Genomic DNA, 13,357 nt, shown 5'->3' with positions numbered 1-13,357 from the left:
GTCCCACGCCGGCGGCCCGAGCGGAGGGGGTCAGCCCGCCGCGACGTCGATCGCGACCGGGACCCCGTTCGTGAGGACGTCGTACACGGCCGAGCGCTTGCGCGCCTGGTCGACGAGCGCGGCGAGCTCGCGCGCCTCGGCCTCGCCCTGCACGTGGAAGGTGACGTGCACCTGCTCGAAGCCGTTGCGGACGCTGTCGTCGAGGCCGAGGATCCCGAGCAGGTCGATGTCCCCTTCCACCCGCGCGGTCACCTCCCCCAGCTGGATCGCGCGCGCGGCGGCGATGTTCGCCAGCCCGCTCATCAGGCAGCTGCCGAGGGCCTGAAGGAGGTGCTCGGCCGGCGTGGGCGCGCGGTCCTGGCCGGTCAGCACGGCCGGGTGGTCGGCCTCGACGACGAACGGGCGCTCCCGTGCCTGCTCGGCGCCGGCGCCGTGGAAGCCGTCGATGGTCGTGGTGTTGTAGGTGCCGTCGACCCAGCGGGTCTGGGCGCGGAACTGGAAGCGTGCGAGCTCCGGGGCGTCGCGGACGGCGCCGATGGTGGCGAACAGGGCGTCGGTGTCGACTCCGTTGGTGTGGTGCTGCTGCGTGGTGGTCATGCCACGTCCTCTCTCTGGTGGGTGAAGCGTGAGGCGAGGTCGGCCGCCTCACGATCGAGGGCTTCGGCGAGCTCGACCTGGAGCTCGACGAAGCGGGCGGGCTCCGGGAACCGGGCCAGCGCCTCGGTCAGCTGGAACGTCTCGTCGAGCGCGCGGTCGCGCTCGCGCTCGTACGCCGGCAGGTCGTCCGCGACGATCGCGTCCGCGAGCAGCTCGGCGTCGCGGAAGGCGTCGGTGATGCCGTGCCCGGTGATCGGGTCACGGTGGTAGCCCGCGTCGCCGACGAGCGCCCATCCGGGGCCGTACGCCGCGCGGACGTGGTTCGGGAGAGAGACGGCGCCGCGCACCGGGGCCACGAGCTCACCGGTGCGGGCCCGCTCGGCGAGCGCGGGAGCGACCCGATCGAGCACGTCGACGAAGGCGGCCGGCCGGGCGGAACCGGCCGTCCGGACCGGGTCGAGCAGGTGCGTCGGCCGGATCGTCCAGACGCACGCGGCCCCGCCGTGGGTCGGGAACGCGCCGCTGAAGGCGTCCTCGGCAACATCGAGCTCGTGGCCGCGCCAGGACGGGTGGACGACGTAGGCGTAGTAGGTGGAGACGTCCGCGCTGAACCCGCGGCGCACCGGGGCGCCGACGAGCCGGGCGACCGGTGAGCGGAGGCCGTCGGCCCCGACGACGTGCCGGGCGCGCAGCGTCCGCCCGCCGGCCCGCACCCCGGCGACCCGTCCGGCGTCGTCGGGCAGGAGGTCGGTGACCGTGGTGCCTGTACGCAGCTCGGCGCCCGCGGCGACCGCGGCATCGGCGAGGATGGCGTCGAGGACGTGGCGTCGCGGAGCGACCAGGTGGTCGACGCCCGAGCGGTCCTTGACCGGGAGGACGCGCTCGAGCCCCGGCGCCCGGAACGACACCTCCCGGATCGGCGGCGCGCCGCTGGCGACGACGTGGTCGAGCAGTCCCCAGCGGTCGAGCTGGACGACGCCGCCGCGCGCGATCGCATGGGTGGACAGCGTGTCGGACGTCGGCGTCCCCCGGTCCAGGAGCGCCACGCGCAACCCGCGCTCGGCCAGGATCCGGGCCGTCGCGGCGCCGGCGCAGCGCGCGCCGACCACGACGACGTCGTACTCGTCCTCTCGCGTCCTCACCCCCTCACGGTCGCCGTGGACCCGGGGTCGATCCTTGGAGACGGTGTGGAGAGGTCGTGGAGAGCGCTACCAACCGGGCAGCACGAGCGCGGACCACACCAGCAGCGGGCCTGCCACCACGACGATGACGCTGTAGGTGAGGATCTGCCGGTAGTAGACCGGCTCGGCGATCGAGTCCGGCTTGTTGGCGAGCATGAGGGCGCCGTTGGTGGAGAACGGGCTGACGTCGACGATCGTCGACGACACCGCGAGCGCGGCGACGAAGAGCCCGGCGCTGATGCCGCCGTCGGCGATCAGCGGGATCGCGATCGGGATGATCACCGGCAGCAGCGCGGTCGAGGACGCGAACGCCGACACCACGCCGCCGACGTAGCAGAGCACGAGCGCGCCGATGAGGACCGTGCTCAGCCCGGCCGCCCAGTTGCCGACGAACTCCGGCGACCCGGCGAGCTCCAGGATCGTGGCGTAGGTCGAGACGCCGGCGACCAGCAGCACGGTCGGCCAGGCGATGTCCTTGACGGTGTCCTTGTACTCGTTCGGCCTGATCATCGAGAGCACCACCGCGGCGGTGATCGCGACGAACCCGATGTTCTTGTCGAAGATCAGTGCGACGACCGCGACCAGCACGAAGGCCAGGAGCGTCAGCCACTGCGCCGCCGGGACCCGGTCAGGGGCGTCGTCGGGCACTGCGTCGTCGGGATCGGCGCGCCTCCCGACCAGCTTCCGGCCGCCGAGGACGACGAACAGGATGATCGCGAGGATCAGGTTCACCACCAGGCTGGCGAAGAAGATCGTCAGCTCGCGGTCGGGCAGGCCGTTCTCGGCCATGACCGAGTTCGTGATCGTGCCGTAGATGCTGATCGGCGAGAAGCCCCCGGCCTGGGCGCCGTGGACGACGAGCATGCCCATGAGCAGCGGGCTGATCGCGTAGCGGCCGGCGAAGCCGAGCGCGATCGGACCGATGATCGCGCACGCGGCCGGGCTGACCGCGCCGATCGCGGTGAGCACGCCGGTCACGCCGAACATGACCCACGGGATCATCACCACCCGTCCCCCGACGCCGCGGACCGCGGATCTGACGATCAGGTCGACGGTGCCGTTCCTGCGCGCGATCGCGAACAGGTAGGTGACGCCGATCAGTGTGAGGATCAGGTCGCCGCTGACTCCGGCGAGGATCTCCTTCTCTTCGAGGTCGAGCGCGTACATGCCGACGAGCCAGGCGGCGACGTACGCGAGCGCCCCCATGTTGATCGGCAGGACCGTCCCGATCACGAACAGCGCGACCAGTGCGAGGATCGCCACCCATTCAGCACCCATGTCCTTGCTCTTACCCGCTTAAGGTGAAGTGATGAGCGGACTCGAGCAGCTGGCGATCGTCGCCACGGGTCTCGTGGCCGGAGTGATGACCTCGACCGTCGGGGTCGCCTCGCTGCTCAGCTTCCCGGTGCTGGTCGCGATCGGCATCCCGCCGGTCGTCGCCAACGCTTCGAACACGGTCGGCATGGTCCCGGCCAGCCTCACCGGCTCCGTGGGCTACCGCGAGGAGCTGCGGGTCCACCCGAAGGTCACCGTCGCGATCATCACCACCTGCGCCGCGGGCGCGGTGCTCGGTGCGGTGCTGCTGCTCGCGCTGCCGGCCGAGGTGTTCGAGGCGGTCGTGCCGTGGCTGATCCTCGGCACGTGCCTGCTCGTCGGCGCGCAGCCGCGGATCAGCCGGTGGCTGCGCCGTACGCACGACGACACCCTCGCCGAGCACGTCCGGCTGTCGCCGGCGACCACGTTCCTCGCGACGCTCGTCGGGGTGTACGGCGGCTACTTCGGTGCCGGCTCCGGCGTGATGATGATGGCGGTGCTGGGCATCGGCTCGACGCTGGAGTTCCGGGTCGTGAACGCGCTCAAGACGCTGGCCATCCTGGCCAGCAACCTGGTCGCCTCGGTCATCTTCCTCGTCGTCGCCGAGCTGGACTGGCACGCGGTGGTGCTGCTCGCGGTGGGCTCGGTCGTCGGCGGGTACGTCGGTGCGCGGATCGGCCGCCGGCTCAACCCGACCGCGCTGCGCACGCTGATCGTGCTGGTCGGCGTCACCGCCGCGGTCGCGATGCTCCTCTAGCCGCTCGAGAGTCCTCGCCGGCCAGCAGGGGCCACGGCCGCGCCTGCTCGAGCTGCGCGGAGAGCGAGAACAGCGTGGCCTCGTCGTCGGTCCGCCCGACCAGCTGCACGGCGACCGGGAGGCCGTCGGCGGCCACGCCGGTGGGCACGGAGGCGGCCGGGTTGCCGGCGACGTTCCAGAGCGCGGCGTAGGCGATCGACGGCATCGCGCGCAGCGACGCCCGCACGGTGCCCACGCCGTCGAGCCGCCCGACCCTCGGGGGCCGGTGCGCGATCGCGGGGGTGAGCAGCACGTCGACGTCCTGGAAGACCCGGTTCGCCTTGGCCGACACCTGCTCGGTCTGGCCGAGCGCCCACTCCAAGACCTTCGGCTTGACCCACGAGCCGAGCCGGCAGGTCTCGCGGGTACGCCGCTCGAGCCGGTCGTAGTGCTCGACGAGGTCGGCCTCGGAGCGGATGCCGGCGAACCACTGCGGCACGAACGCGGCCGTCGGGTCCGGGTAGCGCGGGTCGACCTCGCGGACGTCGTGGCCCAGGTCGGTGAGCAGCGCGACCGTGTCGCGGACCGCCCGCGTGTGCACGGGGTCGGGACGGACCCCGAGGGTCACCGGCTTCGTGGTCCAGCCGATCCGGAGCCGGCCCGGGTCGCGGCCGACCGCGTCGACGAACGGCTCGTCGCCGGACGCCGTGTAGAGGTCGCCCTCGACGTTGCCGCGGATCGCGTCGTAGACGAGCGCGCTGTCGAGCACGCTGCGGGCCAGCGGGCCGGCGGTGCCGAGCGACCACCACAGGTGGGCGTGCGGGGCGGTCGTGACCCGCCCGCGCGCGGGCTTGAGGCCGAACAGGCCGCAGCTGGCGCTGGGGATGCGGATCGAGCCGCCGCCGTCACCGCCGATGGCGGCCGGCACCATCCCGGCCGAGACGGCGACCGCCGTACCTCCGCTGGAGCCGCCGGGCGTGCGGCTGCGGTCCCACGGGTTCCGGGTGATGCCGCGCGAGGCGGACTCGGTGAACGGGAACGCGCCGAACTCCGGCATCGTGGTCTTCCCGACGATCACCGCGCCGGCGGCCCGCAGCCGCTTCACGACCTCGGCGTCCTCGGCTGCCGGCGTGGAGTTGCCCTCGCCGCCGAACGTCGTCACGGTGCCGGCGACGTCGATCTCCTCCTTGACGGCGATCGGGACGCCGTGCAACGGCCCCACCGGGCCGTTCGCGGCCAGCGCCTCGTCGCGGGCCTGCGCCTCGGCGAGCGCCTCGTCCACGAGCACGCGGGAGAAGGCGTTCAGCTCCGGGTCGCGCTCGGCGATCCGGCTCAGTGCCTGCTCGACGACGCCCCGCGCGGAGACCTCCCCTCCGGCGACGAGACGGGCGGTGTCGGCCACTCCGGCGCGCGCGAGGTCGGTCATGCGAGGACCCTACCGAGCGCGTCGGTGCGGAGCCGGCCGCGGCGGGCCCCTACGGCGTCGGCGTGGCCGAGGACGTGGTCGAGGACGACGGGGACGGGGACGGCGAGCTGGACGTGGTGGCCGAGGGCTCGCTCGACGGGGTCGGGCTCCCGGTGCCCGACGGCGGGGTGGTCGAGGTCGCGCCGGACTCGGTGGGGCTCGCCGTCCCGGTCGGCGAGCCGGACGGCGACGGCGACCCGGAGACCGCAGTGCTCGAGGTGGGCTCCGACGGTGAGATCTCGGCGCCGGGCGTCGGGGTGGGCGCCAGAGGACCCTGGTCCGCCTCGATGATGGCGAGGATCTGTTCCTCGTACTCGCTCAGCTGGTCCTGGATCTCGTCGAGCGGCACGTTCTCCAGGTCGGCTCCGAACGCGAGGATCTCCTGCCACAGCTGGTCGAGGGCGGCCATCGCGTCGTCGCCGAGCGGGCCGTCGAGCGTCACGAACAGCTGCACCGCGAGGGCGTAGGTGAGGCAGCCGACGCAGTCGCTGGTGACGGAGACCGCCAGGTTCTCGGGCACCGCCACGTCGGTCTCACCGGTGACGAGCACGACCTGGAAGGCGATCGCCACCGCGGCGCAGTTCTCGCAGCTGGCGAGGGCGTACGCCTCGTTCGTGTTGTTGACGGTGCCGGTCCCGTCCTCCCACACCAGGGCGAAGGCGACGTCGTAGGTAACCGAGTCGTCGGTCGTGTTGACCGCGAGTGCCTGGTTGTCGCCCTCGCCGGGCGCCAGCGGCTGGCTGATCGGGAAGACCCACGCTCCGGGGGCGGCGTCGGTCCCGGCCGCGGAGTCGCCGGCCGCGGAGGTCGGCTGCGCGCCCGTCCCGTCGCCGTTCGGAACCAGGACGACCGCGAGCATCGGGTCGTCGCGCGTGGGCATCGCCTGTCCGGCGGGCAGGGCCATCGCGGCCCGGCCTTCGGTGCCGACGGCCAGACCACCGGCGGGCCGGGCGGCCGGCAGGACGTCGCCGATGGTGCCGCCCTCGTAGGCCTGGACCGGGCGGTAGCGCTCGGGCGTCGGCCACCAGGTCCACACCAGACCGGCCACCAGCGCGGCCGCCACCACCACGGCCAGAGCGCGACGCACCGGCCGGTCCGCGGTCCGGGTCCAGACGCTCGTCCCCGCTCGCCGCGCGACCCGGGCCAGGGCGATGCCGATGGCGAGCGGCGGCAGCAGGACGATCAGCGCCGAGAGCCCGCGGGCGAGCACGGCCACGGCGTCGGCCTCGCCCCACGCCGAGGTGAGCGCCGACCACTGCAGCTGGCTGCTGGCCCACGCGCTGCCGACGATCCGCGGGAAGGTCGTCACCAGGATCACGAGCGTGAGGGCCAGGACGGGCACGACGGTGAGCACCCAGACGGACACGACGGCCCGGGCCCACGGCTTGAGCGCCCGCGCCTCGGGGTCGCGCCACCGCCACGGGAGCAGGCCGCGCAGCGTCGGGCCGATCCGCTGGAAGAGGTCCGGGACGCCGGTGAGGTCGGCGAGCACGTGGTAGCCGTCGAAGCGCACCAACGGCAGCAGCTGGTGCAGCATCTGCAGGACCTGGGTGGCGACCAGGAGCAGGAAGGCGTCGTCTCCGCTGAACCACCAGACGGCCACGGTCGCGACGACGACCAGCGCGTTGAAGTACAGGCCGCCGAGGTCGGTGCGCAGCCGGCCCGCACGGCTGAGCCGGTAGGAGTCGGTGACGTCGGTGTAGAACGCCGGCCAGATCAGGTAGACCCCGACGCCCATCGCACCGGGCGTCGAGCCGCCTCGGCGGGCGGCCGCGGCGTGGCCGAACTCGTGGAAGCCCGCCGACAGCACGGTCACGGCCAGCACCGCGAGCAGCAGCCCGGGCCGGGCGAAGGCGTCGTGGGTCGCGCCGGCCAGCCCGCGCTCGAACAGCACCCACCATGTGGTCCACGCGAAGGCCACGGCGACCGCCGCCACGAGCACCGGGTTGAACAGGTGCGCGAACGGCGCGGTCAGCTGCCGGGTGCGCTCGGGATCGGAGACGACCGCCTTGAAGCGCAGGCCCAGCAGTGGGTTGCTGCGCTTCAGCTCCGGATCACTGCCGTCAGCGGCAGCGACGAGTCCCAGCCGCCGGAGCTTGTCGGTGAGCTGGGCGACGTTCTCGCCCGAGACCGGGCGTCCGGTCTCCTCCGCGAGCGCGGTCGCCAGGTCGGCGTACCCCCGCCGGCCGTCGACCTGGGTGAGCAGCGCGTACAGCAACGGCGTCAGTTGGACGACCTGCCCGTCGGCGCGGCGCGCGAGAGCCGGCGGCTCCCGGTAGCCGGACCCGGGGAGCTCCCCCATGAGCTGGACGCCGTCCGCCTTCGCCGGCGCGGGCGGCGCGGCGACCGGACCGTCCGGAGCAGGCCCCCCGCCGCGCTGCCCCGTCGCGGTCACGGCTGGGTGATGTCAGAGGTCTGGTCGGAGTTCGCGGTCGCGGAGCCGTCGATGTTCTGGTTGATGATCGCGTCCTGCTGGGCGATCGAGACGGCGTCGCTGTTGACCGAGCCGACGTTCGCGGCGACCGCGGCGTCGATCGGCGCCGCCACGTTGGCGTTGGCCGCCACCGCGCCGTTGATCGGGGCAGCCACGTTCGCGTCGGCGGCGAGGTCGACGTTCACGTTGAGCAGGTCGCCGTCGGCGACATCGCCCACCGTGGTCCCGAGGTCGCCGGCGGCAGTGCCGGCGTCCGGCGGGAGCGCGACGCCCGGGGCGGCGGTGCCCGTGTCGCCGGTCGCGGCGCCGTCGGCCTGGTCGGGCGAGGCGCCCTGCTCGAGACTGCTGTCCTGGGTGGCGTTCGCCGTCGCGTCCGCGGTGACGTCCTGGTTGATCAGCGCACCCTGGTCGGACAGCGCCTGGGCCGTCGAGCCCTCCGAGAGGACGTTCGCGCCGACGCTGGCGTTGATGGGCGCGGCGACGTTGGCGTTCGCGGCGACGCCGAGGTCGATCGGGGCGGCGGCGTCGATGGCCAGGTCGAGGTCGGCGTTGAGGTCGAGGATCGACACGACCTCCTTGTCGGGCAGGGAGGTGCCCTCCTCGGCGGCGAGCTCGGCCTCGGAGAGGCCCCGGACTTCTTCGTTGTTCCCCATGACGGATCACCTTGCACTCGACGGGACATCTGGTGCGTGGGCTCGTACCCGCGCCACCAGCCCCACAAACGGCAGGCGGCGGCCGTCAGTTCGTGGCGAGCAGCCCCCGCACCACCCGGAGCCCGACCGACAGTCGCGCGAGGTCGGCGTGCTCGTCGGCGCAGATCTCGTCGAGCGTGGCGGTGGCGCGCGGCATCACCACGTCGTTGGCGTTCTCCCACGCGACGACCCGCGCGGGGGCGGCGTCGTCGCGGTCGGTGGTCGCCAGGACCTGCGCGGTGAGCTGGGCGTGGACGGAGTGCAGGTCGTCGCGCAGCGCGGCCCGCGCCATCGTCTGCCACCGGTCGTGACGCGGCAGCGCGAGGATCCGCTGGACCAGTGCCGGCAGCCCGAGCCGCTCGCCGAGCGCGAAGTGCACCCGCGCGACCTCGGCCGGGTCCAGGTCCTCACGCTGCGCGATCTCGACGATGTTGAGCAGCGTGTACGCGGGCGGGAGGACGGCAACTCGCGTCGCGAGCGACTCGGGGACACCGTTGGCCTCCAGGCGCGCACGCCGATCGAGGAACGCCTGGAGCTCGCGGCCGGTCATCAGCTCGGGCAGCTGCGCCATCACCCGCTGCACGGGCTCGGCGAACAGCTCGACGGTGCCCTGGCTGTCCAGCGGGGGCCGCCGGTTGTTGACCAGCCACCGCGAGGCGCGCTCGACGAGCGTGCGCATCTCCAGGCGCATCCTGGTCTGCACGCCCGCGTCGAGCCGGTTGTCGAACGACCTCAGCTCCTGGCGCATCGGCAGTGACCCGAAGATCTCCCGGGCCACGAAGTTCGCCCGGGTGAGCTCGACGGCGGTCGCGCCGGTCTCCCCCGCGAGACGCGGCCAGAAGGTCATGCCCGCCCCGTTGACCAGGTCGTTGACCACCTGGGTCACGATGATCTCCCGACGCAGCGGGTGGTCGTGCACCTGCTCGCCGAAGCCCTCACGGACCGCGGTCGGGAAGTAGGCGCGCAGGTCCTGTTCGAAGTAGGGGTCCTCGGCGATCTCGCTGTCGAGGAGCTCGTCGGCCAGCACGATCTTGGTCCACGACATCAGCACCGCCAGCTCGGGTGCGGTCAGGCCCTCGCCGGTGTCCAGCCGCCGCTGGACCTCCTTGCGGCTGGGCAGCGCCTCGAGCTCTCGGTTGAGGATGCCGTCGCCCTCGAGCTTGCGGATCCACGCCTCGTGGACGTGCAGCAGCGACGGTGCGTGCTCGACCGCGTTGGCCAGGGCGAGGTTCTGCTCGTAGTTGTCGTCCAGCACGAGCCCGGCGACCTCGTCGGTCATCTGCGCCAGCAGGCTGTTGCGCTGCTTCTCGGTCAGGTCGCCGTCCTTGACCACCCGGTCGAGCAGGATCTTGAGGTTCACCTCGTGGTCGGAGGTGTCCACGCCCGCTGAGTTGTCGATGAAGTCGGTGTTGATCCGGCCACCGGCGCGCGCGTACTCGATCCGTCCCAGCTGGGTGAAGCCGAGGTTGCCGCCCTCGCCGACGGCCCGGACGCGCAGGTCGCCGCCGTCGACGCGGATGGCGTCGTTCGCCTTGTCCCCCGCGTCGGCGTGGGACTCGGTCGAGCCCTTCACGTAGGTGCCGATGCCGCCGTTCCACAGCAGGTCGACCGGCGCCAGCAGGATCGCCCGCATCAGCTCGGCCGGCGTCATCGACTCGACCGGTGCGTCGATGCCCAGCGCGGACCGGACGGCGTCGTTCAGGGGGATCTTCTTCAGCGAGCGGGAGTAGACGCCGCCGCCCTCGGAGATCTTCTCGTGGTCGTAGTCCTGCCAGCTCGACCGCGGCAGCTCGAAGAGGCGCCGGCGCTCCGCGAACGACACGGCCGGGTCGGGGTCCGGGTCGAGGAAGATGTCGCGGTGGTCGAAGGCCGCCACGAGCCTCGCGGTCTCCGAGCAGAGCAGGCCGTTGCCGAACACGTCGCCGGACATGTCGCCGATGCCGACGCAGGTGAACTCCTCGGTCTGGCAGTCGATGCCGCGCTCGCGGAAGTGCCGCTGCACCGAGACCCACGCCCCCTTGGCGGTGATCCCCATGGCCTTGTGGTCGTAGCCGACCGAGCCACCGCTGGCGAACGCGTCGCCGAGCCAGAAGCCGTAGGACTTCGCGACCTCGTTGGCGATGTCGGAGAACGTCGCCGTGCCCTTGTCGGCCGCGACGACGAGGTAGGAGTCGTCGCCGTCGTGGCGGACCACGTCGCGCGGGGGCACGGTCTCGCCGTCGACCAGGTTGTCGGTGATGTCGAGCAGGCCGGAGATGAAGGTGCGGTAGCAGCGGACGCCCTCGGCCAGCCAGGCGTCGCGGTCCGACGGACCTGCCGGATTCTGGGGAGGCAGCTGCTTGCAGAAGAAGCCGCCCTTCGCGCCGACCGGCACGATCACGGTGTTCTTCACCATCTGGGCCTTGACCAGCCCGAGCACCTCGGTGCGGAAGTCGTCGCGGCGGTCCGACCAGCGCAGGCCACCTCGGGCGACTGCGCCGAAGCGCAGGTGCACGCCCTCGACCCGCGGCGAGTAGACGAAGATCTCGAAGCGTGGCCGCGGCTCCGGCAGGTCCGGGATCGCCGACGGCTCCAGCTTGAACGACATGTACGGCTTGGTCGTGCCGTCGGCCGCCGGCTGGAAGTAGTTGGTGCGCAGCGTTGCCCGGATCAGCGTCAGGTAGGAGCGCAGGATGCGGTCGTGGTCGAGGCTCGCGACGTCGTCCAGCGCCCGCGCGATCCGCTCCTCCACCATCTGCGCCCGCGCTCGGTCCGATGCCGGGTCGAACCGGATCTCGAAGAGCAGCACCAGGAGCCGGGTGATGTCGACGTTGTTGCGCAGTGCGTCCTCGATGTAGTCGAGGGCGAACGGCGAGTTCCCCTGCTTCATGTACTTCGCGTACGCCCGCAGCACGGTCGCCTGCCGCCAGGTCAGGCCGGCCCCCAGCACCAGCGCGTTGAATCCGTCGATCTCGTTGTGGCCGTCCCACACCGCGCGGACGGCGTCCTGGAACAGCTCGCGGGAGTTGTCGGGCAGGGCGCTGCCGTAGCGCAGGCCGAACTCGTAGACGAACGTCGGCCGGTCCACGCCGTCGAGCTCGTAGGGCCGCTCGTCGACGACCTCCACGCCCATGGACGACAGCGTCGGCAGGATCCCGGAGAGCGACAGCGGACGTCCCACGCGGAACACCTTCAGCCGCGCCTCGCCGCGGCCGGCGTCGAGGTCCTCGTACATCGCGAGGTCGATGCCGGTCCCGTCCTCGCCGACCTCGATCGCCTCGAGACGCCCGACGTCCACTGCGGCACGCCGGGGGGTGAAGTCCTCCTTGTAGGCCTCCGGGAACGCCTCGGCGTAGCGACGGGCCAGCCGCGAGCCGGCCTCCTCGCCGTACTCGTTGAGGACGGCGATCGCGAAGTCGTCGCGCCACGAGCGGGACGCCTCCTGCAGGCGGCGCTCGAGGTCCGCGGTGTCGACCTCGTGGATCGACGAGCCCTTCGGCGGGTGCACCACGAAGTGGACGCGTGCGGTCGTGGACTCGGTCAGCCGCACGGTGAACTCGACGGACTCGCCGCCGAGCTGCTCCTTGAGCAGCTGGGAGAAGCGCTCGCGGACCGAGGTGTTGTAGCGGTCGCGGGGCAGGTAGACGAGCACGGAGACGTAGCGCCCGTAGGTGTCGCGGCGGATGAACAGCCGCAGCTGCCGGCGCTCGCGGGCGTGCATCGCCTGCTCGGCCATCGGCGCGAGCTCGTCGACGGTCGTGTGGAAGAGCTCGTCGCGCGGGTAGGTCTCGAGGGTGTCCATGAGGGCCTTGCCGTCATGGCTGTTCGGGGAGAACCCGATCCGCTTCAGCACCGCCGCGGCCCGCTCGCGCAGCAGCGGGATCCGGGTCAGCGACTCGGTGTAGGCGGCGCTGGAGTAGAGCCCGAGGAAGCGGCGCTCACCGACCACCTCGCCGTTCTCGAGCTTCTTCACGCCGACGTAGTCGAGGTACGCCGGGCGGTGGACGGTCGAGCGCGAGTTGGCCTTGGTCAGCACCAGGACGGTCCTCTCGCGCGCCTTGGCTGCAGCGGCGTCGGGCAGCCTGCCGCTCGCCGCCATGTCCTGGTCGGCGCGCAGGATGCCGAGCCCGGAGCCGGGGACCGCGCGCAGGTACTCGCCGTCGTCGCGGCGCTCGAGCGCGTACTCGCGGTAGCCGAGGAACGTGAAGTGGTCGTCGGCCAGCCACTGGAGCAGCTCGCGCGCCTGCCGCGCCTCCTCGGCGCCGACGCCCTCGGGCGCGGTCTCGAGCTCGCGGACGATGTCGTCCACCTGGGCGTGCATCTTCGCCCAGTCCTCGACGGACTCGCGGACGTCGCGGAGCACGCGCTGGATGGCGTCCTCGATCGCCGCCACGTCCTCGCCCTCGGCCAGCCGGTCGATCTCGACGTGCATCCAGGACTCGCGGACCTCCCCGTCCATGCCGTCCTGGGTGTCGTTGGAGGAGTCGTCGGCCTCGTCGACCGGGCGGACGCCCAGCACCGCGCCGGTGATGTCGCGGCTGACGTCGAGCAGCGGGTGGATGACCAGGTGCACGTCGCGCAGCTGGCGTGAGAGCTCCATCGTCAGCGAGTCCACGAGGAACGGCATGTCGTCGACGACGACCTCGACCACCGAGTGCCCCTCGGCCGACCAGCCGTGCTCGGCCGTGGTCGGCGTGAAGACCCGCACCCGGGCGGTGCCCTGCGGACGGCTGGCCGCGAGCTTGTAGTGCGACGCGAACGCGCCGTACAGGTCGACGTCGCTGCGCCCGGCGAGGTCCTCGACCGCGACGTGTCGGTAGTACGTCTTCAGCAGCCGGTCAACGGTGTCGTGCGGCGGTCCCCCCGTCCCCTTGCCGCTCCGGGCCAGCTCGATGGCCCCGGACAGGAGGGTGGACAGGTCGAGATCACGCGTCGCCGTTGACACGATCCGACAGTAGG

Annotated in this window: 8 protein-coding genes; 1 reads left to right on the top strand and 7 read right to left on the bottom strand. The window is 72.5% G+C overall.

What is annotated here, in order from left to right:
* Positions 1-30: 30 nt before the first annotated feature.
* The 3 genes from ACYQ0U_RS16550 to ACYQ0U_RS16540 all read right to left on the bottom strand — a co-directional run bounded on the left by ACYQ0U_RS16550 (position 31) and on the right by ACYQ0U_RS16540 (position 3,056).
* Positions 31-597 carry an OsmC family protein gene (locus ACYQ0U_RS16550; RefSeq protein ID WP_459974872.1) on the bottom strand — a complete coding sequence of 189 codons (567 nt, stop codon included), beginning with the start codon at positions 595-597 and terminating at the stop codon, positions 31-33.
* Positions 594-1,739: an NAD(P)/FAD-dependent oxidoreductase gene (locus ACYQ0U_RS16545; protein WP_459974870.1), complete on the bottom strand. Its 1,146-nt coding sequence runs from the start codon at positions 1,737-1,739 to the stop codon at positions 594-596. The genes ACYQ0U_RS16550 and ACYQ0U_RS16545 overlap by 4 nt, the downstream gene beginning before the upstream one ends.
* A 66-nt stretch (positions 1,740-1,805) precedes the next feature.
* Positions 1,806-3,056 (bottom strand): SLC13 family permease, encoded by a 1,251-nt coding sequence (locus ACYQ0U_RS16540; protein WP_459974868.1) that lies wholly within the window; start codon positions 3,054-3,056, stop codon positions 1,806-1,808.
* Between the two features lie 31 nt (positions 3,057-3,087).
* Between ACYQ0U_RS16540 and ACYQ0U_RS16535 the strand changes: the two genes are divergently transcribed.
* Positions 3,088-3,849 (top strand): sulfite exporter TauE/SafE family protein, encoded by a 762-nt coding sequence (locus ACYQ0U_RS16535; protein WP_459974866.1) that lies wholly within the window; start codon positions 3,088-3,090, stop codon positions 3,847-3,849.
* Here the strand turns inward: ACYQ0U_RS16535 and ACYQ0U_RS16530 are convergent.
* The 4 genes from ACYQ0U_RS16530 to ACYQ0U_RS16515 all read right to left on the bottom strand — a co-directional run bounded on the left by ACYQ0U_RS16530 (position 3,821) and on the right by ACYQ0U_RS16515 (position 13,343).
* Positions 3,821-5,254, bottom strand: a complete 1,434-nt coding sequence (locus ACYQ0U_RS16530; RefSeq protein WP_459974864.1) for an amidase — start codon at positions 5,252-5,254, stop codon at positions 3,821-3,823. The two genes, ACYQ0U_RS16535 and ACYQ0U_RS16530, sit on opposite strands and share 29 nt — an antisense overlap.
* Positions 5,255-5,303: 49 nt before the next feature.
* Positions 5,304-7,688, bottom strand: coding sequence for a hypothetical protein (locus ACYQ0U_RS16525; RefSeq protein ID WP_459974862.1), 2,385 nt, complete (start codon positions 7,686-7,688; stop codon positions 5,304-5,306).
* Positions 7,685-8,380, bottom strand: coding sequence for a hypothetical protein (locus ACYQ0U_RS16520; RefSeq protein WP_459974861.1), 696 nt, complete (start codon positions 8,378-8,380; stop codon positions 7,685-7,687). The genes ACYQ0U_RS16525 and ACYQ0U_RS16520 overlap by 4 nt, the downstream gene beginning before the upstream one ends.
* Before the next feature lie 85 nt (positions 8,381-8,465).
* Positions 8,466-13,343, bottom strand: coding sequence for an NAD-glutamate dehydrogenase (locus tag ACYQ0U_RS16515; protein WP_459974859.1), 4,878 nt, complete (start codon positions 13,341-13,343; stop codon positions 8,466-8,468).
* Positions 13,344-13,357: the final 14 nt, after the last annotated feature.

This window comes from Nocardioides pyridinolyticus (genome assembly GCF_054653575.1).
Note: the sequence above shows the minus strand (reverse complement) of the source record. Positions and strands in the feature narration are given on the sequence as shown.